Source organism: Pseudomonas sp. R25(2017) (assembly GCF_002112565.1).
GTDB classification, from domain to species: Bacteria; Pseudomonadota; Gammaproteobacteria; order Pseudomonadales; family Pseudomonadaceae; genus Aquipseudomonas; species Aquipseudomonas ekonensis.
Map to the genome: position 1 here is coordinate 14,610 of NZ_NEHZ01000003.1, position 24,155 is coordinate 38,764.

Annotated in this window: 21 protein-coding genes; 16 read left to right on the forward strand and 5 right to left on the reverse strand. The window is 65.7% G+C overall.

Annotation, left to right across the window (positions count from 1 at the left end; all coding sequences use genetic code 11):
- Positions 1-6 precede the first annotated feature (6 nt).
- Positions 7-894 carry a 3-hydroxyisobutyrate dehydrogenase gene (gene mmsB / locus CAG31_RS04545; protein WP_085578320.1) on the forward strand — a complete coding sequence of 296 codons (888 nt, stop codon included), beginning with the start codon at positions 7-9 and terminating at the stop codon, positions 892-894.
- 100 nt (positions 895-994) lie between these two features.
- Here mmsB and CAG31_RS04550 read toward each other — a convergent pair whose 3' ends face one another.
- A complete protein-coding gene (locus CAG31_RS04550; RefSeq protein ID WP_003221437.1) occupies positions 995-1,345 on the reverse strand; it encodes a cupin domain-containing protein in 351 nt (116 codons plus the stop codon).
- Between the two features lie 531 nt (positions 1,346-1,876).
- Between CAG31_RS04550 and CAG31_RS04555 the strand changes: the two genes are divergently transcribed.
- From CAG31_RS04555 to CAG31_RS04605, 11 genes are all read left to right on the forward strand, one after another.
- Positions 1,877-2,446 carry an acyl carrier protein gene (locus tag CAG31_RS04555; protein WP_085578322.1) on the forward strand — a complete coding sequence of 190 codons (570 nt, stop codon included), beginning with the start codon at positions 1,877-1,879 and terminating at the stop codon, positions 2,444-2,446.
- 8 nt (positions 2,447-2,454) lie between these two features.
- Positions 2,455-3,729, forward strand: a complete 1,275-nt coding sequence (locus CAG31_RS04560) for a beta-ketoacyl-[acyl-carrier-protein] synthase family protein (RefSeq protein WP_085578324.1) — start codon at positions 2,455-2,457, stop codon at positions 3,727-3,729.
- 1 nt (position 3,730) lies between these two features.
- Complete coding sequence (locus CAG31_RS04565) at positions 3,731-4,783, forward strand: beta-ketoacyl synthase (RefSeq protein ID WP_085578326.1); 1,053 nt, start codon at positions 3,731-3,733, stop codon at positions 4,781-4,783.
- On the forward strand, positions 4,780-6,075 hold the full coding sequence (locus CAG31_RS04570) for a beta-ketoacyl-[acyl-carrier-protein] synthase family protein (protein WP_085578328.1): 1,296 nt from the start codon (positions 4,780-4,782) through the stop codon (positions 6,073-6,075). Before CAG31_RS04565 ends, CAG31_RS04570 begins: the two co-directional genes overlap by 4 nt.
- 2 nt (positions 6,076-6,077) lie before the next feature.
- Positions 6,078-7,280, forward strand: coding sequence for a beta-ketoacyl synthase N-terminal-like domain-containing protein (locus CAG31_RS04575; protein ID WP_371856090.1), 1,203 nt, complete (start codon positions 6,078-6,080; stop codon positions 7,278-7,280).
- A gap of 54 nt (positions 7,281-7,334) precedes the next feature.
- A complete protein-coding gene (locus tag CAG31_RS04580; RefSeq protein ID WP_085578333.1) occupies positions 7,335-10,205 on the forward strand; it encodes an aminotransferase class III-fold pyridoxal phosphate-dependent enzyme in 2,871 nt (956 codons plus the stop codon).
- A 9-nt stretch (positions 10,206-10,214) separates the two neighbouring features.
- Positions 10,215-10,952, forward strand: coding sequence for a 3-oxoacyl-ACP reductase family protein (locus CAG31_RS04585; RefSeq protein WP_085578335.1), 738 nt, complete (start codon positions 10,215-10,217; stop codon positions 10,950-10,952).
- Complete coding sequence (locus tag CAG31_RS04590; RefSeq protein WP_085578337.1) at positions 10,949-11,713, forward strand: SDR family NAD(P)-dependent oxidoreductase; 765 nt, start codon at positions 10,949-10,951, stop codon at positions 11,711-11,713. The genes CAG31_RS04585 and CAG31_RS04590 overlap by 4 nt, the downstream gene beginning before the upstream one ends.
- Before the next feature lie 2 nt (positions 11,714-11,715).
- The gene (locus CAG31_RS04595; protein WP_085578339.1) at positions 11,716-13,014 is read left to right on the forward strand and encodes a DUF1302 family protein; all 1,299 of its coding nucleotides are present in this window, start codon (positions 11,716-11,718) and stop codon (positions 13,012-13,014) included.
- Between the two features lie 68 nt (positions 13,015-13,082).
- Positions 13,083-13,916, forward strand: coding sequence for an outer membrane lipoprotein-sorting protein (locus CAG31_RS04600; RefSeq protein WP_085578341.1), 834 nt, complete (start codon positions 13,083-13,085; stop codon positions 13,914-13,916).
- Positions 13,917-13,952: 36 nt separating this feature from the next.
- Positions 13,953-16,568 (forward strand): RND family transporter, encoded by a 2,616-nt coding sequence (locus CAG31_RS04605; RefSeq protein WP_085578878.1) that lies wholly within the window; start codon positions 13,953-13,955, stop codon positions 16,566-16,568.
- 69 nt (positions 16,569-16,637) lie between these two features.
- Here CAG31_RS04605 and CAG31_RS04610 read toward each other — a convergent pair whose 3' ends face one another.
- The 3 genes from CAG31_RS04610 to CAG31_RS04620 form a co-directional block, all read right to left on the reverse strand.
- Positions 16,638-17,048: a MerR family transcriptional regulator gene (locus CAG31_RS04610; protein WP_085578343.1), complete on the reverse strand. Its 411-nt coding sequence runs from the start codon at positions 17,046-17,048 to the stop codon at positions 16,638-16,640.
- 209 nt (positions 17,049-17,257) lie between these two features.
- Positions 17,258-17,839, reverse strand: a complete 582-nt coding sequence (locus CAG31_RS04615) for an NAD(P)H-dependent oxidoreductase (RefSeq protein WP_170929982.1) — start codon at positions 17,837-17,839, stop codon at positions 17,258-17,260.
- 52 nt (positions 17,840-17,891) lie between these two features.
- A complete protein-coding gene (locus CAG31_RS04620) occupies positions 17,892-18,782 on the reverse strand; it encodes a LysR family transcriptional regulator (protein WP_085578345.1) in 891 nt (296 codons plus the stop codon).
- 272 nt (positions 18,783-19,054) lie between these two features.
- Here CAG31_RS04620 and CAG31_RS04625 point away from each other — a divergent pair, with 272 nt between their 5' ends.
- Positions 19,055-19,819 (forward strand): sulfite exporter TauE/SafE family protein, encoded by a 765-nt coding sequence (locus CAG31_RS04625; RefSeq protein ID WP_085578347.1) that lies wholly within the window; start codon positions 19,055-19,057, stop codon positions 19,817-19,819.
- Here the strand turns inward: CAG31_RS04625 and CAG31_RS04630 are convergent.
- Positions 19,809-20,123, reverse strand: a complete 315-nt coding sequence (locus CAG31_RS04630) for a putative quinol monooxygenase (protein WP_085578349.1) — start codon at positions 20,121-20,123, stop codon at positions 19,809-19,811. The genes CAG31_RS04625 and CAG31_RS04630 overlap by 11 nt on opposite strands.
- A 198-nt stretch (positions 20,124-20,321) precedes the next feature.
- Here CAG31_RS04630 and CAG31_RS04635 point away from each other — a divergent pair, with 198 nt between their 5' ends.
- The 3 genes from CAG31_RS04635 to CAG31_RS04645 all read left to right on the forward strand — a co-directional run bounded on the left by CAG31_RS04635 (position 20,322) and on the right by CAG31_RS04645 (position 24,127).
- Positions 20,322-20,912, forward strand: coding sequence for an NAD(P)H-dependent oxidoreductase (locus CAG31_RS04635; RefSeq protein ID WP_085578351.1), 591 nt, complete (start codon positions 20,322-20,324; stop codon positions 20,910-20,912).
- Positions 20,913-20,972: 60 nt separating this feature from the next.
- Positions 20,973-21,884: a LysR family transcriptional regulator gene (locus CAG31_RS04640; protein WP_085578353.1), complete on the forward strand. Its 912-nt coding sequence runs from the start codon at positions 20,973-20,975 to the stop codon at positions 21,882-21,884.
- A gap of 521 nt (positions 21,885-22,405) precedes the next feature.
- The gene (locus CAG31_RS04645; protein WP_085578355.1) at positions 22,406-24,127 is read left to right on the forward strand and encodes a carbamoyltransferase C-terminal domain-containing protein; all 1,722 of its coding nucleotides are present in this window, start codon (positions 22,406-22,408) and stop codon (positions 24,125-24,127) included.
- The last annotated feature ends 28 nt before the right edge of the window (positions 24,128-24,155 follow it).

Genomic DNA, 24,155 nt, shown 5'->3' on the forward strand with positions numbered 1-24,155 from the left:
CCGGCCATGAAAATCGCATTCATCGGGCTGGGCAACATGGGCGCGCCGATGGCGCGCAACCTGATCAAGGCCGGCCACTCGCTGAACCTGGTGGACCTGAACAAGACCGTGCTGGCGGAACTGGAGCAACTGGGCGGCACCATCCGCCCGACCGCGAAGGACGCGGCCAAGGACGCTGAGCTGGTGATTACCATGCTGCCGGCCGCCGTGCATGTGCGCGGCGTCTGGTTGGGCGAGGACGGCGTGCTGGCCGGCATCGGCAAAGGCGTGCCGGCGGTCGATTGCAGCACCATCGATCCGCAGACCGCCCGCGATGTGGCCGCTGCGGCCGCCAAGCAAGGCGTGGCCATGGCGGACGCGCCGGTCTCCGGCGGCACCGGCGGCGCGGCGGCCGGTACGCTGACCTTCATGGTCGGCGCCACGCCGGAGCTGTTCGCCACCCTGCAACCGGTGCTGGCGCAAATGGGCCGCAACATCGTGCATTGCGGTGAGGTCGGCACCGGCCAGATCGCCAAGATCTGCAACAACCTGCTGCTCGCCATTTCCATGGTCGGGGTCAGCGAGGCCATGGCGTTGGGTGATGCGTTGGGTATCGACACCACAGTGCTGGCCGGGATCATCAACAGTTCCACCGGGCGCTGCTGGAGTTCGGAGATGTACAACCCGTGGCCGGGCATCGTCGAAACGGCGCCGGCGTCGCGAGGCTACACCGGCGGGTTCGGTGCGGAGCTGATGCTCAAGGATCTGGGCCTGGCCACCGAAGCGGCGCGGCAGGCGCACCAGCCGGTGATGCTCGGCGCGGTGGCGCAGCAGCTGTACCAGGCGATGAGCCAGCGCGGGGAGGGCGGCAAGGACTTCTCGGCGATCGTCAACAGCTACCGCAAGCCGCAGTAGTCGTCAGCCCCACGCCTCAAGTGCTGCAGATGCAGTGACAGTCAGAATGCAGTAGGTGTTGCCGGGAAACCGCGTCGGGCGGTCTCCCGGCTTTTTTGCGTCAGGCGAACACGAAATACTTGCGCACGGTCTCGACCACTTCCCACGTGCCCTTCATGCCCGGCTCGACCACGAAGATGTCGCCGGCGCGCAGATGGATCGGCGCCATGCCGTCCGGGGTGATGATGCAATAGCCTTCCTGGAAGTGGCAGTACTCCCATTTCACGTAATCCACCCGCCATTTGCCCGGCGTGCAGATCCAGGTGCCCATGATCTTGCTGCCGTCTTCGCTGGTGTAGGCGTTGAGGTTGACGGTGTGCGGATCGCCTTCGAGCTTCTCCCATTTGCAGGCGTCGAGAACCGGCAGCGGGTGGGTGTCGCGCAGAACGGTGATGGGGGCGGTGGCGGTCATGGGGACTCCGGCAATGGAATGGACGAAAGGAATCCGCACCCTATAGCGCGTGCTGTCTGTGCTGTTGTCTGCGCTCGACATCCAGTTGCCCATAAACGCAGTTGCGCCGCAGGCCCTGTTCTTCTTCCTGACGCCGTGCGTTGCGCGAAGGTCGAATTGATGTGGAGCAAAAGTTCTGAAGTTATAACTTATTTAATTGTCCGGTTTTGTTTCTTCATGCGTCTGGAGAGTGCCTGCTCAAGTTAGTGCTTTAGTTCGACCGGCAGCACCTGGCGAAGCAGCGCCGGCGCCATACCGTATACCGTCTCTGTTAAGTAAATGTGTCGTGTCTCCTGAGGTTTGCACCATTGGGGTGCGATGGGCAGGCTCTTTTGTATGTCCGTGCCAAGTGGTCGAAAAACTTCGGAAAGTCCGTTGACTCTCCCCTTAAGGTCAGAGTTTAGATTGCCGCCGCGTGAGAAGTTGTTGTGGGAAAAGTTACTTCTCACGGACGGAATCCATGAAGTAATCACGACATATACGGAGATAAAGATGAACAATCCATTGGACTTGGAAAACGTCATTGCCAGCACCCGCGAAATCCTTGCGCAACTGTTGGTGATGGGCGCCGATGACATCGACGAGCACAGCAGCATCGTCGAAGACCTGGGCGCCGATTCTCTGGACATCGTCGACCTCAGCTTCCAGCTGGGTCGCCAGTACGGCTGCACCTTGCCCAAGACCAGCGTGCTGGATCACGCCGTTGCCGTGTGCGGTGACGCCAGCGAGTTCCTGGCCAACGGCCGCATCACCGAAAGCGGCAAGGCGTTGCTGGAGCAGAGCCTGAGCGCCTATGCCCCGGACCAGCTCCACGCCGGCATGCAACCGGCCCAGGTGTTTGCCGCCACCACCGTGCGCAACTGGGCGCAGCAGTGCCGCAACCTCTTCAACTACCTGCCCAAGGCCTGCCCCGACTGCAATGCCCATCAAGCCGTGCTGAACGAGCGTCAGCAAGTGGTGTGCGGCGCTTGCAGCGCGCGCCTGACGCCGGCCGACGGCGATGAGGTGTCCCGCCAACTGGTCGAGCGCTTTGTGGCTTCCCACGTCAAAGAAGCGGTCTAGGAGTTCCCATGCGGGCACGAGAAGTCTGTGTGAGCGGGTACGGCCTGGCGGCGCCGATGGCGCTGGACGCCGCCACGTTGTTCGAGCGGATCAGCCGCAAGCGATCCTGTGTCCGCGAGCATCCATGGTTCAAGGCGCTGGGGTTTCGCAACAGTGCGGCCGGGTTCATCGATGACGAGCAGTGGCAGCGGATCACGGCGGGGTTCGGCGGCAACGCCGCGCAGCATCCGCGGCAAAGTGTGCTGGCCGACTATGTCGCCCGGCAGGCCTTGCAGCATGCGGGCCTGACGCCGGCGGATTTCGCCCGCAGCCGCAGCGGGCTGTTCCTGGGCGCCAACAAGTACTGCGCCGACAGCCATGACCTGCAATGGGTCGCCCGTTGCATGGACGAGGCGGGTCAGGTCGACCTGGACCGGCTGCTGGAGCGTCCGGCGACGTCGGGCACAGCGTTTGCCCGGCGGGTCGATCAGCAGACTCAGGATCTGGCCGAGCGGCTGGGCATCCGCGATCACGTCTCGACCCACTCCGACGCCTGCGCCGCCGGCACCATGGCCATCGGCAGCGCGTTCCGGGCCATCGAGCGCGGCGAGATCGATCTGGCACTGTGCGGCGCTGTGGAGTTGATGGCCAACGAGTTGCCTTACTACATGTTCAACAGCCTTGGCGCGATCTGTCAGGCGGACTTGCCGGCCAGCGAGCAGAGCCGGCCGTTCATGCCCGACCGCAGCGGCTTCGTGCTCAGCGAAGGCGCGGCCCTGGTGGTGCTCGAATCCGCCGAGCATGCTCGCCGGCGCAAGGCCAAGGTGCTCGGTCGGGTGCTGGGCTACGCCAACGTGTGCGAGGCCCAGAAGATGACCTCCAGCAGCCGGGACGGCAGCAAATACGAGGAATGCATGGAAGCGGCAATCGAAGACGCCGGCCTGCTGAGCAGCGCCGTGCAGCACGTCAACACCCACGGCACATCCACCCAGGCCAACGACAGTTGCGAGGCCCTGGCCCTGCAGCGCGTGTTCGGCGATGTCCAGGACCATGTGACCTACACCGCCAACAAGTCCGCCGTCGGCCATTCCCTGGCCGGCAGCGGCGCAATCGAGGCGGTGCTGTCGCTGATCAGCCTGCGTGACGGCGTGCTGTTGCCGACGCTGAACTATGAGCCCGAGCGTGCCGACTACCCGGCGCTGCGGTTCCTGGATGAACCGTTGCAGCAGTCGATCAGCGTGGTGATGTCCAATTCCTTCGGGTTCGGCGGCATCAACAGTTCGCTGCTGCTGGGGAGGGCGTGAGATGAACAGCGTCTTTATCCATGCGGCGGCCGTGCTGAACGCCGCCGGCAGCGAATGCGCCGATCTGTTGGGCGCGCCGACGTCGGCGCAACGGTTGGCCTTCGACGCTGAGCGTCGGGCGTTTGCGCTGGCGCCGCCGCGCCTGGCCGGCAACCTGTTCGACCGCAAGATCCAACGCAGCGTCGAGCCCCAGGGCCTGCGCCTGCTGCACTGCGCCGCCCGCCTGGCCCCGGCGCTTGCGGCCCTGAACCTGCCGCCGGAGCGCATCGCCCTGACGGCGGCGATTCCGGAGGTCGACGCGCCGAGCCCGTGCTGGGACGCGGTGCGGGCCATCGCTGAGCAACCGCAGAAAAAAGTCGCGCAACTGTTGGCCAATACGCCGCCGTTGCACGCGCTGACCTTGCTCAACAGCAGCGTGATGGCCTACGTCGCCGAAGCGCTGCAATGCCAAGGACCGATGGGCGGTTTCTGTTCCGGTGACAACGCCGGACTCGATGCGCTGATCGAAGCCAGCCGCCAGATCGGCGAGCAGAACGCCGATGCGGCGTTGGTGGTCAGCAGCAGCCCGAACCTGACGCCGGCGCTGTACCTGCGCGAGGCGGATCCGTCGGGCGAGCCGGTCCACGGTGAAGGCGCCGCTGCCTTGCTGCTGTCCGCCAGCCCTCCCTCCGGTGCCGGGCAGGTGTTGCGCGTCGCCGGATTCGCCCGGGGCTACACCCGCGATCCGCAGCGGGCGCAAGCGGTCGGGCGGCGGGTCATCGAACAGGCGTTGAGCGAGGAAAGGCTGCTTCCCGGCGATGTCGGCCTGGTCGTGGGCAATGCCGGCGACCCGCACTGGCAGGCGCTGTTCGACGCGCCGCCGAGGGCGGTGCGCAGCATCCTGCCGATGACCGGCGACCTCGGCGCCAGCACGCTGCTGACCGAAGCGGCCCTGACCCTGCACCAAAGCCTGGAAGCGGTGGAGCCCGGCTACACGTTGCTGGTCAGCCACAGTCGCGGCGGCCATTGGGGCGCCTTGCTGCTGGCCTGTGAACCCATGGAGAAGTACGCATGAGCGCGACACGGATTGTGATTACCGGCATGGGGGCCGTGACCGGGTTCGGTTTCGAATGGCAGACCCTGTGGGAAAAGATGCTCGGCGGCGAACATTGCGTGCGCCCCTGGCAACCGGAAGACCTTGGCGAGGAACCGTTTCCGGTGCGCTACGCGGCCGCCGTCGACATGGCGCTGATGCCGCAGCGGCTGCAAGGCCATCCGGCCTGGGACATGCCGCTGGAGCGGCGCAGTCGGTTCGGCTGGGTGGCCGCCACCCAGGCGGTGGCCGACAGTCGCCTGACCCCCGACCAACTGCGCGGTGCGGCCGTGCTGTGCGCGTCCGGCGCGCCTCAGCACATGCTTGCCGACATGTTGCTGGCCCAGGCCCCGGACGGCCGCGAGGCGGACTGGTCGCACCTGATGAACCGTGCGGCGCAGGTGAGCGAAGAAGGTTCGCTGCGTCAGGGCAACGACCGCCTGGCCCGGGTGATCGCCGACGACCTGGGCTGCGAAGGCCCGGTGATCAACATCAGCAGCGCCTGCGCCGGCGCGGCCCAGGCCATCGGCAACGCGTTCCAGATGATCCGCCGCGGCGAGGTGAGCGTGGCGCTGGCCGGCGGCGCGGACTCGGTGCTCAATCTCGACACCATGGCCGCGCTGTACCTGCTCGGCGCCGCGTCGGGCGAGCAGCGTTGGGGCGCCGATCTGTGCCGTCCGTTCGACCGTGACCGCAGCGGCCTGATCGCCGGCGAGGGCGGCGGCTTCGTCGTGCTCGAAAGCCTTGAGCACGCCTTGGCGCGCGGGGCGACGCCCTACGCTGAGGTGCTCGGTTTCGGCAGCAGCCTGGACGCCTACAAGGTCACCGCGCCGCAACCGCAAGGCCGGGGTGCGGCGCTGGCCATGCAGGCGGCGCTGGACGACGCGGGACTGCGCGCCGCGCAGATCGACCTGATCAACGCCCACGGCACGTCCACGCCGCTCAATGACGTGGCCGAAACCCTGGCGATCAAAAGCGTGTTCGCCGAGCAGCGCCACTACCGCTCGCTGGCGGTGAGCGCCAACAAATCGCAGTTCGGCCACCTGATCGCGGCGGCCGGCGCGCCGGAATGCATTGTCACGGCCCTGGCCTGCCTGAACGATCTGGTCACGCCGACCGTGAACCTGCACCACGCCGATGAGCAGTGCGACCTCGACTATTGCCCCGGCGAAGCGGTCAGCCGCCGGGTGGATTTTGCGCTGAGCAATTCCTTCGGCTTCGGTGGCCTCAATACCTCGCTGGCGCTTGGCAAATACCGGGAGCAAGGACAATGAACATGGACTCTGTACAGGTTGCCATCGCCGGCAGCGGTTGCGTGCTGGCCAGCGGCCGGGGCCCGGAGCACCTGTGGTCGGCCGCCGTCGAGGGGCGCAGCGGCATCGTGCCGTTGAGCTCGCCCCTGTTTCGCAGCGAGCGGATCGCCGCGTTCGGCCATGTCAGCGAGCAGGCGCACCAGCGCAGCCGCCAGGATGTTCCGCAGAACCTTCAGCGCTACTGCCCGCCGGCGGTGATCTGGGGCGTCAGCAGCGTGCGCCAGGCGTTGGCCGAGGCGGGGCTTGAGCCGGGCGCCGACGGCCTGCGTTATGGACTCTATTGCTGCCAGGGCGGCTACACCCATCCGTCGGTGGCGTCCTACGGCGAACTGCTGGACGAGTGCCGCGACGCCTCCGGTGCCGACATGCAGCGCCTGGCGCAGCGTGTGCTGCAGGAGCGCGCGCTGGATCCGTTCCTGGTGCTCAAGAGCCTGAGCAACGGCTTGCTCGGCATCGTCAGCCTGGCGCTGAAGCTGGAGTGCGAGTGCAACGCCTACATGCAAGGCGTGGCCGGCAACCTGGCCGCTCTGCGCGAGGCGCGGGCGGCCCTGCAAAGCGGACGCATCGATGCCGCGATCGTGGTCGGTGCCGGCAGTGAACTCGACCCGCTGGCGCTGGCCGCCCTGGCCGAGGCCGGGGCCATCGGCACCGACGGGCCGGTGAGCCTGCGCGCGTTCGACCGTCAGGGCGGCGGCGGGATCGCCGGCGAAGGTGCCGCCGCGCTGATCCTGCGCCGTGCCGACGATCTGCCGCCGGGGCCGCAGGTCTGCCTGGCGGAGCTGGCCGCGCACCCGCGCCTGGAGTCGTTGAACCTGCCGGATCGGCAAGCGGATCTGCTGATCGGCAGCGCCAGCGGCGACCCGCAGCAGGACGCCGACCTGGCCCGCACGCTGGCCCGCACCGGCGCCGCGCACATCACCAGCGGCGTCGGGGTCACCGGCCTGCTCAGCGGGGCGCCGAGCCTGGTCGATCTGATCCTGGCCCGCCAGGCCCTGGTCGCCCAGTGCGTGCCGCCGGTCATCGGCCTGGAGCAGCCGGTGGATCCGCACCTGCCGTTCGTGGCCGGCGGACACCGGGATGCGGTGCTGCACGACTGCTTGATCGTCAACCGCGACACCAACGGCTTCAGCGCCTGCTACCGACTCGATTTACGGGCGGGCGACTGACCGCCCGAACGCAATGCATCGCCTCTCGTTTTTTACCCAAGGGATATGACTGTCATGGATTACCGCGATTACGTACGTCCGAAATTCGTTGAACTGATGCAGGCCCTGGGCCTGGAATGCCAGTTTCACCGGGCATTGGGCAGCAAGCTGTTCTACCGCGACCCGCAAGGCGCGGAAGTCACCGTCACCGATTTCCTCGGCGGCTACGGCGCCGCGCTGTACGGCCACAACGATCCGCAATTCGTCGATCAGCTCTGCGGCCTGTTGCGAGCCGACGTGCCGTTCAACGCACAGATGTCCGTGCGCGGCGCGGCGGGGCAGTTGGGCCGTGAGTTGAGCGAGGCGTTCAACCGCGAACTGAACAACACCGAGCGCTACATTTCGACCTTCTCCAACAGCGGCGCCGAGTCGGTGGAGATCGCGGTCAAGCACGCCGAGTACCGTCGCCAGAAAAACCTGCAGAAGGCGTTCGACGAGCGCGACTTCGCCCTGGCCGAACTGACCGCCAGCGACAAGGCCTATGTGGAGCTTGAGGTCGATGACCTGGACCTGCCGCCAGGCCTGCTGCCGGCCCACCTGACCACCGTGACCGTGCGTCAGGTGGTGGAGGCGGTGCGTCAGCACAACCTGGCGCAACTGCACGTCGAGCCGGTGTTCCTGGCCGTGCGCGGCAGTTTCCACGGCAAACTGGTGAACACCGTCCAGCTGACCTACGGCAAGCAGTACCGCAAGCCGTTCGCCCGGTTCGGCCTGAACGTGGAGTTCATCGATCCGCATCAGCCGCAGCAGCTTCAGGAACTGCCGGCCCGCCATCAGCGCCACTGGCTGAACCTTGAGTGGAGCGGCGAGACCTTGCAGGTGCGCCGCGACGCGTTCAGCGCGATCACTGCCGTGCTGCTGGAGCCGATCCAGGGCGAGGGCGGGATCAACGAGTTCGCCGGTGCGTTCTACCTGGGCCTGCGCAAACTGTGCAACGAGCAGCAGTGCCCGCTGATCATCGACGAAGTGCAGTCCGGTTTCGGCCGCACCGGCACCTTGCTCGGCGCCAGCCACTTCAACCTGCAGGGCGACTACTACTGCCTGTCGAAGGCCCTGGGCGGCGGCCTGATGAAAATCGCCGCGACCGTGATCCGCGCCAGCCACTACGAAGTCGATTTCAGCTACATCCACAGCTCGACCTTCGCCGAGGACGATGTCTCCTGCCACATCGCCCTGTCTGCCCTGCGCCGTCTGTTCGAGAACGACAGCGCGATGCTCAAGGACGTGGAGCGCAAGGGCGAATACCTCAAGTCTTCGCTGCTGGAGCTCAAGGCGGCGTACCCGGACGTGATCGCCGATGTGCGCGGGCGCGGCCTGCTGCTGGGCTTCGAGCTGCATGACCTGACCGGCAGCAGTTCGCTGGTGCAGGCCTCGGCGCAGTACAACGACGCGCTGGGCTACATCATCGCCGGCTACTTGCTGCAGTTCGAATCGCTGCGCGTGGCGCCGTCGGGCAGCAACGCCAACGTGATCCGCCTGGAGCCGCCCGTGTGCATCACCTTCGAGGAGATCGACGGCCTGATCGGTTCGCTGCAGAAAGTCTGCGACATGCTGCGCCGCCGCGACGCCTTCCCGCTGGCCGCCGGCGTGCTGGCCGGCACCGTCCCCGGCGTGCCGGCCCGGGACACCAGCTTCAAGGGGGACGAAAGCCTCCCAAAGCCTGACGCGAACGTCCGCGTGGTCGCGCGCGTGGCGTTCATCAACCACCTGATCGACGCCGACATGCTCAGCGATGTCGACCCGTCGCTGGCCACCCTCAGCCCCAAGCAGAAGCGCGAGTTCATCAAGCGCATGGCCCCCGAGCGCCGCGCGGCGCCCATCGGCCCGGTGCAGATCCGTTCGAAGCTCGGCACGGCGGTGGAGTTCACCCTGTATCCGCTGTGCATGCACTCCGACGCCATGGCGGAGTACATCGCCAACGGCGACCTGGAGACCATCCGCGACGAAATCGGCAACCGCATCCGCGATGCCCGCGCCGACGGCTACAGCGTGGCCGGGCTGGGCATGTACACCTCGATCGTCACCAACAACTGCCAGGCGCTGAAGATTCCCGACATGGCGCTGACCTCCGGCAACGCGCTGACCATCGGCATGGGCCTGGAAGCCATCGAACAGGGCTGCAAACAGCAGGGCCTGGAACTGGCCCGGCAGACCGCGGCGGTGGTCGGCGCCGCCGGCAACATCGCCTCGACCTATGCCTCGCTGCTGTCCGCCGGGGTCGAGCACCTGATCTTGATCGGCAGCGGCCGCGACGGCTCCTTGCGCCGTCTGGAGAAGACCGCGCAGCAGATCTACGCCGACGCCGCCCGGGCGATCCTCAAGGGTGTCGCCGCCGATGACCGCCTCGCCAGCCGCCTGCAAGGGCTCGACGGCATGGACGCCTTGCTGCAGGCCCACGGCGCCGGCGCCGACCTCGGTCAGCGCGTGGCGAAACTGGTCGAAGAACGTCTGGGCGCGAACGCGTTCATCACCGTCAGCAACGATCTGGAAGTGCTCAAGCAAGCGCGCATCGTGCTGTGCGCGGCGAACGCTCCGCAGCCGTTCCTCGATGCCCGGCATTTCGCCGAAAGCAGCGTGATCTGCGACATCGCCGTGCCGCTGAACGTGGACCAGAACCTCTCCAGCGAGCGTGCCGACGTGCTCTACATGCACGGCGGGATCGTGCAGACGCCGATGGGCGACGGGCTGGCGCCGAACGTGCGGGCCTACCTCAAGCAGGGGCAGCTGTATGCGTGCATGGCCGAATCGGTGTTGATGGGCCTGTCCGGAATGAAGCAGCACTACTCCTACGGCGACATCAGCCGCGAGCAGGTGCAGCAGATCCGTGCGCTGGCCGCGACCCACGGTTTCAGCCTCGCCCAATTCAAAACCGCCAACTCGCTTTAAGGAACGGTCATGCCGAACAAAACAGCAGTGGTGACCGGCGGCAGCCGCGGCATCGGCCGGGCGATCGTCCTGGCCCTGGCCGGCGCGGGTTATCAGGTCGCGTTCAGTTACGTACGTGACGAAACGGCGGCGATGGAGCTGCGCGGGCAGCTCCAGGCCCAAGGCGTGGAGTGCCTGGCGCTGCAATGCGATGTCGCCAGCGCCGACAGCATCCGCACCTTCTTCGAGCGGGTCGAGGCGCATTTCCAGCGCATCGACCTGTTGGTGAACAACGCCGGCATCACCCGCGACGGCCTGCTGGCGACAATGCCGGTCAAGGACATCGTCGAGGTGATCCAGACCAACCTCGTCGGCACCCTGCTGTGCTGTCAGCAGGTGGTGCCGGGCATGATGCGCCAGCGCGGCGGCTGCATCGTCAACATCGGTTCGGTGGCGGCGCAGAAGCCCGGCAAGGGCCAGAGCAACTACGCCGCCGCCAAGGGCGGGGTCGAAGCGCTGACCCGCGCCCTGGCGGTGGAGCTGTCGCCGCGCAACATCCGGGTGAACGCGGTGGCGCCGGGCATCGTCAAGACCGAAATGAGCACCGCGCTGATCGGCAGCCAAGAGGAGGAAATCCAGTCGCGGCTGCTGATCAAGCGTTACGCCGAACCTGAGGAGATCGCCGAGGCGGTGCTGTACCTCGCCGAGCGCGGCCTCTATTTGACCGGGGAGGTCCTGCCGGTCAACGGCGGGCTGAAGATGCCATGAACCGCACCATCCTGATCACCGGTGCCGCCAAGGGCATCGGCCGTGCCGTGGCGGAGGCCTTTGCCGCCGACGCCGGCAACCGTCTGATCCTGCTGGATCTGGATCTGCCGCAGTTGCAAGGCTGGCTCGATGCGCAGCCGCAGCGGATCCGGGCGCAGGTCGAGACCCACCGCGCGGACATCGCCGACCTGCCGGCCATGGAAACGCTGTTCAAGATCCTCGGCAAACAGGTCGCGCAGGTCGACGTACTGGTCAACAGCGCGGGCATCTGCAACGAGAACGAACCCGATGACCTGCTCAACTGGCACCGGGTGATTTCGGTCAACCTCAACGGCACGTTCTACGTCACGTCGCTGTGCCTGCCGCTGATGCCCGACGGCGGCCGGATCATCAACATGTCGTCGATCCTCGGCCGCGCCGGCAAGGTGCGCAACACCGCGTACTGTGCCTCCAAGCACGGCATCGTCGGCATGACCAAGGCGCTGGCGCTGGATCTGGCGTCGCGCCGGATCACGGTCAACGCGATCCTGCCGGCGTGGATCGACACGCCGATGCTGCAGGGCGAGCTGGCGACGCAGGCGGCGATGGCCGGGCTGACCCAGGAGCAGATCCTGCGCAACGCGAAGAAGAAACTGCCGATGCGCCGTTTCATCGAGAGCGAAGAGGTGGCGGCCATGGTGAGCTACCTGGCGAGCCCGCAGGCGGGGGGCGTGACGGCCCAGAGCCTGGTGATCGACGGCGGCGTCGGGTTGGGAATGTAGCGATGCCCAGACTTCACATCAGCCGGGCCGCCTGGGCCGCCGTGGCCTGCCTGAACGCGGGGCCGGCGCTGGCCGGCCTCACGGCGCAGGACCTGCAGCCGGACTACGCCGACGCCGAGGTCGGCGTGGCGACCGCCGTGCGGTTGCACGGCGATGACCGGGTCACCCAGAAGGCCGTGTATTTCAAGGCCAACCTGGAGGACAACTGGGACGGCGGCTACTACAAGGCCAAGGGCCGCGTGCGCTATGACGCCCGCTACGACGGCAGCAACCCCTACGGCGAGCGGGCGCGGGACAAGTACCGCTTCGACGCCGACTGGCGGCACCTGTACGTCGGCCATTCGTTGGGCGACGGCGAGGTGACCGTCGGCTGGCAGCAGGTGGTCTGGGGCCGTGCCGATGAACTGCGGGTGCTCGACCAGATCAATCCGCTGGACTACCGCGACGGCCTGACGCCGCTGCTGGAGGACAGCCGCATCGCCGTGCCGATGGTGCGTTTCGCCCAGCCGGTGGGCGAGTGGGAACTGGAGGCGCTGTGGATCACCGGTTTCGAAAAGAACCGACCGCCGGTGGCCGGCAGCGAGTTCGACGCGCCGCTGTTCGCCGTGCCGGACCCGCAGTATTTCCTGGTCGACTCCAAGCCCGGCTATGACGGTGACCAAGGCTTTTCCTACGGCCTGAGCGCCAACGGCCGGATCGGTGCGGTGGACACCAGTTTCGTCGCCCTCAACGCGCGCCAGCAGGATCCGGTGTACGCCGTCGAAGGCCTGGCCGAGGACGGCCGCACGCGTCTGGAACGGCGGTTCCCGCGCTACACCATGGGCGGTGCGGGGCTGGCGATCGATGCCGGCCACAGCATCGTGGTGCGCAGCGAAATCGCCTGGTTCGACCGCTGGCGGGTCACCAACCCGACCCGCGGCTACGGCGCCGACAGCACGCCGATGGTCAAGTCGCTGCTGGGCGTCGACTACCTGTTGCGCGACTGGCTGATCTCCGCGCAGTGGCAGCGTCAGCAATTGGTCGACTGGCAGGCCGGCATGGTGCAGGACAAGCTCGACCACCTGTTCACCCTGTCGGCCGAAGGCACCCACTGGCAGGACCGCCTCAAGAGCCGGCTGGTGGTCGCCGCGTCGCCACCGTTCCACGACGATGCGCTGCTGCAGGGCATCTTCACCTACAAGCCGGTGGACTGGATCAAGCTCGGGCTGGAAGTCGACGTGTTCTTCGGCAAGCCGGACCGCTCGTTCGGCGAGTACAGCGACCGCGATCAGGTGCGGCTGTCCGCCGGTTATCTGTTTTGACCCCATGACGCCTGCGTGCCCCGGCGTACAGGCCTGAAACGACTCAAACAACGAAAAGGGAAGCTCACATGTTGCCGTTACTGAAAACCATGACCGCCGCCGCGCTGATCCTCGGTGCCGCCTGCGCGAACGCCGCCGGCCAGAACGCCGACGACATCATCCAGAAGGTGCGCGACCGCAACGACGGCACCAGCTTCATGTCCCAGGTCTCGCTGATCCTGCACGACAAGAAGGGCAACACCCGGGTGCGGGAGTTCACCTACCTGCAGAAGGATTACCCGGACAGCGACAAATTCAGCATGTACTTCTCCGCGCCCACCGACGTGCGCGACGTGGCGTTCCACATCGAGAACCCCCACGAACCCCTGGGCCTGGAGGACAGCCAGTGGATGTACCTGCCGGTCAGCCGCCAGACCCGGCGCATCTCCACCACCGACAAGCGCGGCTCGTTCATGGGCAGCGAGTACTCCTATGCCGACCTGGACAAGATCCGGGTCAAGGACTACTCGCAGGTGCTGGTCGGCGAAGAGCAGGTCAAGGGCCGCGACTGCTACGTGATCGAGCGCGAACCGGCCTCCCCGGAGGTGCTGGCCAAGACCGGCTACAACAAGCTCAAGGTGTGGATCGACAAGGGCAACTTCCTGGTCATGCGCCAGGACTTCTTCGACATCAAGGGCGTGCTGATCAAGCAGATGCGCACCCAGAAGGTCGAGACCATCGATTCGATCGACAGCATCGTGCTGAGCGAGACCGAGCACTTCATCGACGGCACCCGTTCGGAAATGCGCTTCAACCAGCTGCAGTACAACGTGCCGCTGGAAGACCGCCTGTTCACCCAGACCGCCATCAAGCGCGGCCTGAAGACCGGCGACCTGCCCGAGTTCGCCGTGTCCGCCCGCTAACCGGGCGCCGCCCCGAAGACCCTGGAACGCATGATCATGGAAAGATACCTGAACTTCGTCGAGCGCCATGCGCGGGCGATCGTTTTCCTGCTGGTGGCGATCACCGCGTATTTCACCTATACGCTGGGTGCGCTGGTGTCCGACACCAACCCTTACCTGCTCAAGGACACCCACCCGGCGCGCAAGACCATCATCGACCTGCAAGGTGAGTTCACCGGCACGTTCGACTCGGTGATGGTGGCGCTGAACAACCCGCAGACGGTGTTCAACAAGGACACCCTCAACGCGCTGTTCTCGCTGTCGCAGTCGGTGCGCAAGATGATCCTGGCCAACGACGCCGACAAGGAACAGCTGGCGCAGATCGTCGCCGGCCATCCCGACGACAGCCGCGCGCAACTGCTGACCCGAGACATTCTGGAGGACGGCTTTTCCCAGAACGACTACGCCCAGGCCAAGGCCCTTCGCGACCATGCCCAGAGCGAGGGCTGGGATCCCCACGACCAGCTGTTCCTGACCTTCCTGGCCGAGCGGATCAACCCGATCCGCGAAATGGCGTCCATGGGTGACCTGGAGAACATCGTCCTGACCGACGGCGGCGAGCTACTGATCCACAAGACGCTCAACGCCTATGACATGGATCCGGCGCTGGTCGAATCGCAGATCATGGGCAACGAGCTGATGGTCGACGGGGTGGTGTCCAAGGACAAGAAAGTCGCGATGCTGGTGGCCGAGCTCGGCACCAAGCAGGACGACGCCCAGGCCCAGCTGCGCGCCTACCAGATCGTGCGCGGCCTGGTCGCGCAGTACCAGGCCGAGCACCCGGCGTACAAGGACGAGATCTTCATCGCCGGGATGCCGATCTTCATCGCGGCCCAGCAGGAAATCATCGACCACGACCTGGCGGTGCTGTTCCCGATCGTGTTCCTGCTGATCACGCTGCTGCTGATCTTCTTCTTCCGCAAACCGCTGGGCGTGCTGCTGCCGCTGTTCAACATCCTGTTCTGCACCATCTGGACGCTGGGGCTGATGGCCCTGTGGCGGGTGCCGTTCGACCTGCTCACCAGCGTGTTGCCGGTGTTCCTGTTCACCATCTGCTGCTCGGACGCGATCCACGTCATGGCCGAGTACTACGAGCAGAAGAACGCGGGCAAGAGCAACCGCGAGGCCAACCGCCGCACGCAGCGGCTGATGGTGGTGCCGGTGGTGCTGACGACCGTGACGACCATCGCCACGTTCCTGATCTCCACCACCAACAACATCGTCAGCATCCGCAACTTCGGGGTGTTCATGTCCATCGGCCTGACGGCGGCGCTGATCATTTCGCTGCTGCTGATTCCGGCCTGGATCTCGATCTGGGGCAAGGATCCGACGGCGCAGGCCAAGGTGGCGGTGCACAAGGAATCGGTCATCTCGCGCTATCTGGTGGCGTTCTGCGCGTGGATGATCCGCTTCCGCAAACCGATCCTGGTGGTGCTCGTGCCGTTGCTGGCGCTGGCGACGGTGTTCACGTTCCGCGTCGACATCGAAGACTCCGGCATCGCCTACTTCAAGCCGGACAGCCACATCCGCATCTCCGACCAGTTCATCAACCACGCCAAGGTGGCGGGCACCGCGCCGGGCTGGATCGCCATCGACAGCAAGGAGCCCCGTGGCGTGCTGACCACCGAGACGGTGCAGTTCATCGACCGGCTCGACCGCTTCATCAAGCAGCAGCCGAACGTGAGCTACGGCTATTCGCTGGCCACCTACGTCAAGCGCATGAACCTGGTGCTCAACGACATGGATCCCGCGTACCTGCGGGTGCCGGAGGCGGTCGAGAAGGTGTCCTCGGTCAACGACGACGGGCAGGTCGAGCAGTTCGAGGTGACGGGCAACTCACTGATCGAGCAGCACGTGATGCTGTTCGAGAACGGCGGCGGCTCGGACCTGAACAACGTGCTCAACGCCGACTTCTCCAAGGCGTTGACCCTGTACACCATGACCTCGTCCGTGGCCAGCGACTACCAGGGCATGCTGGACCGCCTCGACGCCTGGCTGCTGGTGAACAAGCCGGCCAACCTGGAGGTGACCCACGCCGGCACGCCGCTGATCTGGACCGGCGTGCTGCAGGAGATCACCCAGGGGCAGGTGCTGAGCTTTTCCCTGGCGCTGGTGGTGGTCACGCTGATGATGATGTACTGGCTCAAGTCCGTGCGTCTGGGCCTGCTCGGCATGCTCACGCTGCTGACCACGTCGGTGACGGTCTACGGCTTCATGTTCCTGTTCCACATCGAGCTGAACATCGGCACGACGCTGGTGACGTTCCTGGTGGTCGGCGTGGTCGACTACGCGGTGCACCTGCTGTCGCGGATCAAGCTGCTGGTGCAGGAGGGCGTCGAAGTCGATGCGGCGATTCTGCAGGCGATGCACAGCGTCGGCCGTTCGACGGTGATCAACGTGGTGATCTTCTCCGTCGGCTTCATGGCCCTGCTGTTCTCCGACTTCAAGCCGATCGTCGACCTGGGGGCGCTGGTGGCCATGGCGCTGTTCTCCAGCGGGGTCATGACCATCGTGCTGGTGACGCTGGTGTCGCCGTGGTTCTTCGGGGCGGTCGTTCCGCTGGCGCAGGTGGCCGACACACACTCTGCCGGTGGGGAACCGGCCATGAACTGATTCGGCGAAAACCGCTTCCGCCGGCCCTGGTACGGCCTGCGGGAGCGGTCACCCGGTGCAGCAGGACATTCAGTTCAGTGTGTTGCCGGAGTTTTTTTCGCCTTGGCGGGCGATGCGCTCGAACTGACACTCTTGGCGCGCATCGCTGAGGTTGTTCTCAAAGGCTTCCAGGCCATCGTGCAACTGCCGCAATTCGCCGATCCGGGCCACCAGATCGGCTTTTTTTTCGGCGATCGCCTGCTGCGCCATGTCCCAGGGGAACACGTCGCCGCGGTAGCTGTTGAGGATCACCTGAAGTTCCTTGAGCTTGAAGCCCAATTGCTGGGCGCACTTGATGAACGTCAGCACCTCGACGCTCTCCTGACTGTAGATCCGGTATTTGCCCTCACGCCTGGGCTCCGGCAACAGGCCGATCTCTTCGTAGTGGCGAATGCTTTTGACTGTGGTGCCCGACAGCTGGGCGGCTTTGCCGATATACATAAAGGTCCGTCTCGATGATCAAACAGGGCTGATGCGCGACCAGGCCTCATGCCTGACCGGGGGCGATCATACCGTGGATAACATGGAGAGGTTGCGGCTGCGTGCTTATGACGCGCGCAGCCGACCGACGGCCCCTTGCCGCAAAGAACCGCAAGGGACCGCAGAAGCGCTGACGGCGGTGTGCCGTCAGCGCAATGAAGGGAAATGCCTCAGCTGGCGGCGGCGGTCACGCGCGCCTGCTCCAGCCAGATGTCGCGCTGTTCCGGCTTCGAGCCGAGGATCGGGCCGAACGTCAGGGTCTTGATCGGTTTGATGCCGCAGAACTCCAGGGTGGTCTTGCGCATCTGGTGCAGGCCCGGCATGCGGTAGATCCACTTGTAGTACCAGGGCGGCGTGTCCATGGTCACCAACAGGTGCGCGGTGCGGCCCTTCAGCAGCTTGTCCGGGAAGGCCTTGCCTTTGCGGTACTTGAAGGCGAAGCCGGACAGCAGGATCCGGTCGAGGAAGCCTTTGAACAGCGCCGGGATCCCGCCCCACCAGATCGGGTACACGAAGGTCAGGTGCTCGGCCCAGGTGATGTCGGCCTGGGCCTGGAGCAGATCCGGCTCCAGGGGCTGGGGCTTGTTGTAGCCTTCGTGCAGCACCGGGTCGAAGTCCAGCGTGTCCAGGCGCAGCAGGCGCACGTCGTGGCCGGCCTCCTTGGCGGCCTGGACGTAGGTTTCGGTCAGGGCGCCGCAAAAGCTGTCGGTGGAAGGATGCCCCAGAATCACGAGCATTCGTTTGCGCATCATGTGTACTCCTGAAATGAAGCCCTCAGGATAGAGTCTGCCCCTAACGGTAGAGTCAAGGCGTTCCCGGCGTCAGCGCGGCCAGCAAGGCGCGGGCGTAGGCGGGCAGGTGGGCGAAGTCGCGGGCGCAGAGGTGGAGCTGGCGGTTGGCCCAGTCCTCGGACAGGGTGCGGTGGGCGATCCGTGGTTTTTGCGCGGAGCGCTCCAGCGCCGCCAGCGGCACGATGGCCAGGCCGGCACCGTGGGCGACCATGCGGATGACGGCGTCGAAACCCTCGGCGCGCATCCGGATCGCCATGCGCTGGCCGATGTGCAGCGCTTGTTCTTCCAGGTGGATCGCCAGTGCGCTGGCGGCGCCCAGGGCCACGTAGTCGTGGCTCAGGGTCTGGGCGAAGGTGAGCGAAGGCCGTTCGGCCAGGGCATGCCCCGGCGGCAGGATCAGCACCAGCGGATCGTCGCGGAAGAAGCGGGTCTGCAAGCCTTCGCGGTCCACCGCATCCGAGACGATCCCCAGGTCCGCCGCCCCCTCGCGCAGGGCGTGGGTGATGCGCGCGCTGGGCAGTTCCTGCAGGTCGATGTCGAGGTTGGGGTGGCGGCCCAGGAAATCCGCCAGGGCTTCGGGCAGGTATTCGGTGATGGCCGTGGTGTTGCACAGCAGGCGGATCCGGCCTTTGACCCCATGGGCGTAGTCGGCCAGATCCTGCTGCAGGCGTTCGGCCTGCTGCAGCAGGATCCGGGCGTGGTGCGCCAAGACCTGGCCGGCCGGCGTCGGGGTGACGCCACGGCGGCCGCGCTGCAGCAGATCGGTGCCCAGCGACGCTTCCATGGCGCGGATCCGCGCGCTGGCGGCGGCCAGCGACAGGTGGCTGCGGTCGGCGCCGGCGGTGATGTTGCCGGCGTCGAGGGTGTGCAGGAAGAGGCGCAGGTCGGTGAAGTCGAAGTGCATCGGAGAGTCTCGGGCAGTGTGTCGTTTGCACTGGCCTTATCGCCAGCAGGCTGGCTCCCACAGGGACTGTGGTGTCCCCCGGAACGGTGGGAGCCGGCCTGCTGGCGATGGGGCCTGTGAGGTCGTCCTGTCTACCGCATCCCCCTGTGGGATCGGGCTTGCCCGCGATGGGGCCAGTGGCCTCAGCATTATTCTCAGCCTCTTGGTTTGCAATAGGCTGCCTCAGTATATGGCAGATTTCCAAAACGTCCGGCCAGGCGCACAGTGGCGCCATGAACGCCTACCTCGATTTCTACCAGAACCTCGGCATTGCCCTGTCTTTGCTGGTCATCGCCACTTTCTTCCTCGCCGGCTCGGTCAAGGGCGTGATCGGCCTCGGCCTGCCCACGGTCGCCATGGGGCTGCTGGGTCTGGCTATGGCGCCGGCGCAGGCAGCGGCGCTGCTGATCGTCCCGGCGACCCTGACCAACCTCTGGCAACTGGCCTTCGGCGGCCACTTGCCTGGGCTTGTGAAGCGCCTGTGGCCGATGCTGCTGTCGATTTTCCTCGGCACCGGCGTCGGCACCCTGTGGCTCGGCATGGCGGGCGGGCATTGGGTCGTGCGCGGGCTCGGCGCGGCGTTGCTGCTGTATGCGCTGTACGGGTTGTGGCTGCCGGCCTTGCGGGTCAATCGTCGGTATGAGCCCTGGCTTGGTCCGGTGTGCGGCGCCGTGACTGGGGTCATCACCTCGGCCACCGGCGTGTTCGTGATCCCGGCGGTGCCTTACCTGCAAGCGTTGGGCTTGAGCCGTGATGAGCTGGTGCAGGCGCTGGGCCTGTCCTTCACCGTGTCGACCCTGGCCCTGGCTGGCGGCCTGCTGTGGCGCGGCGCCCTGGGCGGTGCGGAATTCGGCGCCTCTTGGCTGGCGCTGGTGCCGGCGATGCTCGGCATGGGGTTCGGCCAATGGCTGCGCCGACGGATCAGCGCCACCTTGTTCAAGCGGGTGTTCTTCATCGGTCTGGGCGCGCTCGGCGCCCATCTGCTGGTCAGCGGCTAGCCGACGAGGCGCTGAGCATCTCGATCGGGCGGATGTCGAAATCCCGCTCCAGGTATTCCATGCGCTGCGCCAGGAACTGCTGCATGTGCGGCAGGTTCGAGTGCACGTCCAGGTGCGCCTGGGATTCCCAGATCTCGTAGAAGATGAACAGGGTCGGATCGTGCTTGTCGCGCAGCATGTGGTACTCGATGCAGCCCGGTTCGGCGCGGCTCGGCTCGACGTGGGCGCGGAAGAACGCCTCGAAGGCCTCGGCTTTTTCCGGGCGGGTCTTGGCGTGCAGGATGAAGCCTTGGCGTTCGCTCATCGTTCGGTTCCTCAAGTTGAAGTGGCGGCCAATGCTACGGCACGAATCGTTGGGTGATTCGTGATTTTCAGTCAAATGTCATTTGCGCAACCGCTGCTTATTCCGCGCGGGGCGGACCGTTAACCTGCCGCCATTCCTTCACTTCCCTTCTCCATCCGGCGAGTGCGCCGGGCATTGGAATCCATTCGAGGCTGACCCATGAAAAAAGTACTGTTGCTCAACGGCGGCAAAAAATTCGCCCACTCCGACGGCCGCTACAACGCCACCCTGCACGAGGCGGCGCTCGCCGTGCTCGACCGCGGCGGTCTCGACGTCAAGACCACCTTCATCGACGAGGGCTACGACGTGGCCGAAGAGGTGGCCAAGTTCCTCTGGGCCGACGTGATCATCTATCAGATGCCGGGCTGGTGGATGGGCGCGCCGTGGACGGTGAAGAAGTACGTCGACGAAGTGTTCACCGCCGGCCACGGCAGCCTCTACGCCAGCGACGGCCGCACCCGTTCCGACGCCTCGCAGAAGTACGGCAGCGGCGGCCTGATCCACGGCAAGCAGTACATGCTGTCGCTGACCTGGAACGCGCCGCAGCAGGCCTTCGAGGATCCGACCGACTTCTTCGAGGCCAAGGGCGTGGACGCCGTCTACTTCCCGTTCCACAAGGCCAACCAGTTCCTGGGCATGACCGGCCTGCCGACGTTCCTGTGCGTGGACGTGATGAAGCGCCCGAACATCGAGGCCGACGTGGTGCGCTACGAGCAGCACCTGAAAGAGGTGTTTGGCCTCAAGGCTTGAGGCTCGGCTACTATCGCAGGCCTGAGCCTGAGGTGCAGGCCTGCCGATTCGAGGACACCCGTGAAAGCCAGATCCGATGAGTTGCAGATTTTCGTCTGTGTGATCGAGTGCGGTTCGATCTCCGCCGCCGCCGAGCAGGTCGGCCAGACGCCGTCGGCGGTCAGCCGCACCCTGTCGCGGCTGGAGGCCAAGCTCGAAACGACGCTGATCAACCGCACCACCCGGCGTATGGACCTGACCGAAGAGGGCAAGTACTTCTTCGCGCAGGCCAAGCGCATCCTCGACCAGATGGACGAGCTGGAAGAGCGGCTCATTTCCCGCCACCAGACCCCGTCCGGGCGGCTGCGGATCAATGCCGCCTCGCCGTTCATGCTGCACGCGGTGGTGCCGTACGTCGACGAGTTCCGCCGTCTCTACCCGGACATCCTGCTGGAGCTCAACAGCAACGACCTGATCATCGACCTGCTGGAGCAGAGCACCGACATCGCCATCCGCATCGGCACCCTGGCCGACTCGACGCTGCACGCCCGTTCGCTCGGCTGCAGCCCGCTGCTGATCGTCGCCAGCCCGGCATACCTGGCCGCCCACGGCACCCCCGCCGAAGTGGCCGACCTGAGCCGGCACATCTTGCTCGGCTTCACCCAGAACGAAGGCCTCAACCAGTGGCCGCTGCGCCACGTGCACGGCGACCGCTGGCCGGTCACCCCGGCCATCGGCGCCTCCAGCGGCGAAACCGTGCGTCACCTGGCGTTGGAAGGGCAGGGCATCGCTTGCCTCTCGCACTTCATGACCATCGACGACATCCGCTCCGGGCGCCTCAAGGTGGTGCTGGCGCAATTCAACAGCGGATACCGGCAGCCGATCAACGCCGTGTACTACCGCAACTCGCAGCTGGCGCTGCGGATCCAGTGCTTCCTGGATTTCATCCAGGGCAAGCTGGCGACCTACGCCAATGCGGACTTCAAGGGCTGATCACGCTTGCGCACACAAAACAGACCTGTAGGAGCGAGCCTGCTCGCGATTACGTAGTGTCAGTCGATGCCAATGTCGAATGACAGACCGCAATCGCGAGCAGGCTCGCTCCTACACGTTTTTGTGTGTCTTGAGTCGCGCAAACCTTTGGAAACAAAAGACTTCGGGCGGCATTTAAATTTTAGGTCGCGTTTTGCGGGCGCTCCGCACAATTGCGGCTAGGCTGATTCCCGGACACGCAGATTCGATACTGCCGGTTCAGCACCCACTTGATGTCAGGCATGAGGCCGTGTGAGTGGGTTACCTCCCGTGGGTTTTTTCTACAAAAGGAATTGGCGATGACCATGCGCACTCATGATGCCCTCCCCTAAAGGCATGTCCCGGCGAACGTAACCGCTTCGCCGCCTCACTTGTTAACGACCCACGGCCACTGACGGCCGGAATCCGCCATGGGCCCGGGCAACAGATGCCTGGCGCACGGGCGCGCTCATCCATGAAGTCGGCAATAACAGGGAACAGTCATGCTCATTCTAGGGATCACCAACAACGATCTGTCGGGCGCTTGCCTGGTGCGCGACGGTCAGATTCTGTCTGCGGTCAGCGAAGAACGCTTCACCCGGATCAAGGACCACAAGGTCTGGCCCGCCCAGTCCATCGAATTCGTGCTGAGCCAGGCCGGGGTCTCGCTGGAGGACCTCGACCATGTGGCGTACGGATGGAACGCCGGCTTCAACGCCGACAAGCACATGGAGCTGTACTTCGACCGCATCGTCGAGGAGGCGCGGAACAATCCCCAGGGCCTTGCGCAGTTCCGCAAGCGCGTCACCGACGAGATCCGCAACGATAAGGAAAAGCGCGCCGAGTTCGACCGGTTCATCGCGGACAACGGCCTGGCCGGCAAGGCCTACTTCATCGACCACCATGAGTGCCATGCCCTGGGTGCCTATGTCTGCTCGCCGTTCGACGAGGCGCTGACCCTGACCTGCGACGGGCGCGGCGACTTCCAGTCCCTCACCGTGAGCTGGTACGGCCCCAACGAAACCACCGTGCTGCAGCGCGAGACCAGCATCGACAGCCTGGGCTATTTCTACGGGCGCATCACCCGCCTGCTGGGTTACAAGCCCAACCGGCACGAGGGCAAGATCACTGGCCTTGCCGCATTCGGCGATCCGCAGAAGCTGCTGGGCGTGATGCAGCAGATGATCCGGTTCGAAGACGGGCGCATCAAGGCGGTGTGCGGCGACCTGTTCCTGCCGTCCTACGACCACTACGCCGACAGCCTGCAGGCCCTGCTGGCCGATGAGACCCCCGAGGACATCGCGGCGGCCGCCCAGCGCCACACCGAAGACCTGCTGGTGGCGACCGTCAGCCATCACCTGGCGCAACGGGGCAGCGCCGCCCTGTGCCTGGCCGGCGGCGTGTTCGGCAACGTGAAGCTCAACCAGCGCCTGCGCGAGATCCCCGGCGTGAAGGACGTCTACGTGCTGCCGTGCATGGGCGACGGCGGCCTGGCCCTGGCGGCGGCGGTCGGCGCGGCGTACCTGGAGAACGGCACCCGCTTCAAGGCCCCGTCGATGATGCTCGGGCCGGATTCGCGCAGCGTGTCGCAGAACATCAACCTGATCCACCGCGACTACCCCGAGCTCGGCTACCACACGCCGTCGAACCTCATCGAGGTGCTCACCGAGGCGTTGCAGGAAAACCAGGTGCTGGGCATGTTCAAGGGCAAGATGGAGTTCGGCCCGCGTTCGCTGTGCAACCGCAGCATTGTCTACCACGCCCAGGATGCCGAGGTGAACGACTGGCTGAACAAACGCATGCACCGCACCGAGTTCATGCCGTTCGGCCCGGTCACCGCCATCGAACAGGCGGCGGCCTGCTACGTCGGCTGGGAGGAAAGCCAGGTGGCGGCGGACACCATGACCATGACCTACGATTGCCACCCGACGTTTCGCGAGGCGAGCCCGGCGGTGGTGCACATCGACGGCACCGCACGGCCGCAGGTCATCCGTCCGCAGGCCGATCCGTTCATGCATCGCCTGCTGACCGCCTGGCACGAAAAGACCGGCCAGGCTGCGTTGATCAACACCTCGTTCAACCGCCATGAGGAACCCATCGTCTGCACGTCCCGGGATGCCCTGGATGCGTTGAAGGAGGGGATGGTGGACCTGGTGGTGATGAGCGAATCGCTGATCGTCTGGCGCAAGGGCAAGAACCCTTTCACCCAGCACCGTTTCGAATAGACGCAAGACCGACAGCAGGGCTCCGCCG

Excerpts from the sequence above, each read along its gene's own strand:
- mmsB (WP_085578320.1), top strand. The coding sequence starts at position 7 with ATGAAAATCGCATTCATCGGGCTGGGCAACATGGGCGCGCCGATGGCG.
- CAG31_RS04550 (WP_003221437.1), bottom strand. The coding sequence starts at position 1,345 with ATGACCGCCACCGCCCCCATCACCGTTCTGCGCGACACCCACCCGCTG.
- CAG31_RS04555 (WP_085578322.1), top strand. The coding sequence starts at position 1,877 with ATGAACAATCCATTGGACTTGGAAAACGTCATTGCCAGCACCCGCGAA.
- CAG31_RS04560 (WP_085578324.1), top strand. The coding sequence starts at position 2,455 with ATGCGGGCACGAGAAGTCTGTGTGAGCGGGTACGGCCTGGCGGCGCCG.
- CAG31_RS04565 (WP_085578326.1), top strand. The coding sequence starts at position 3,731 with ATGAACAGCGTCTTTATCCATGCGGCGGCCGTGCTGAACGCCGCCGGC.
- CAG31_RS04570 (WP_085578328.1), top strand. The coding sequence starts at position 4,780 with ATGAGCGCGACACGGATTGTGATTACCGGCATGGGGGCCGTGACCGGG.
- CAG31_RS04575 (WP_371856090.1), top strand. The coding sequence starts at position 6,078 with ATGGACTCTGTACAGGTTGCCATCGCCGGCAGCGGTTGCGTGCTGGCC.
- CAG31_RS04580 (WP_085578333.1), top strand. The coding sequence starts at position 7,335 with ATGGATTACCGCGATTACGTACGTCCGAAATTCGTTGAACTGATGCAG.
- CAG31_RS04585 (WP_085578335.1), top strand. The coding sequence starts at position 10,215 with ATGCCGAACAAAACAGCAGTGGTGACCGGCGGCAGCCGCGGCATCGGC.
- CAG31_RS04590 (WP_085578337.1), top strand. The coding sequence starts at position 10,949 with ATGAACCGCACCATCCTGATCACCGGTGCCGCCAAGGGCATCGGCCGT.
- CAG31_RS04595 (WP_085578339.1), top strand. The coding sequence starts at position 11,716 with ATGCCCAGACTTCACATCAGCCGGGCCGCCTGGGCCGCCGTGGCCTGC.
- CAG31_RS04600 (WP_085578341.1), top strand. The coding sequence starts at position 13,083 with ATGTTGCCGTTACTGAAAACCATGACCGCCGCCGCGCTGATCCTCGGT.
- CAG31_RS04605 (WP_085578878.1), top strand. The coding sequence starts at position 13,953 with ATGGAAAGATACCTGAACTTCGTCGAGCGCCATGCGCGGGCGATCGTT.
- CAG31_RS04610 (WP_085578343.1), bottom strand. The coding sequence starts at position 17,048 with ATGTATATCGGCAAAGCCGCCCAGCTGTCGGGCACCACAGTCAAAAGC.
- CAG31_RS04615 (WP_170929982.1), bottom strand. The coding sequence starts at position 17,839 with ATGATGCGCAAACGAATGCTCGTGATTCTGGGGCATCCTTCCACCGAC.
- CAG31_RS04620 (WP_085578345.1), bottom strand. The coding sequence starts at position 18,782 with ATGCACTTCGACTTCACCGACCTGCGCCTCTTCCTGCACACCCTCGAC.
- CAG31_RS04625 (WP_085578347.1), top strand. The coding sequence starts at position 19,055 with ATGAACGCCTACCTCGATTTCTACCAGAACCTCGGCATTGCCCTGTCT.
- CAG31_RS04630 (WP_085578349.1), bottom strand. The coding sequence starts at position 20,123 with ATGAGCGAACGCCAAGGCTTCATCCTGCACGCCAAGACCCGCCCGGAA.
- CAG31_RS04635 (WP_085578351.1), top strand. The coding sequence starts at position 20,322 with ATGAAAAAAGTACTGTTGCTCAACGGCGGCAAAAAATTCGCCCACTCC.
- CAG31_RS04645 (WP_085578355.1), top strand. The coding sequence starts at position 22,406 with ATGCTCATTCTAGGGATCACCAACAACGATCTGTCGGGCGCTTGCCTG.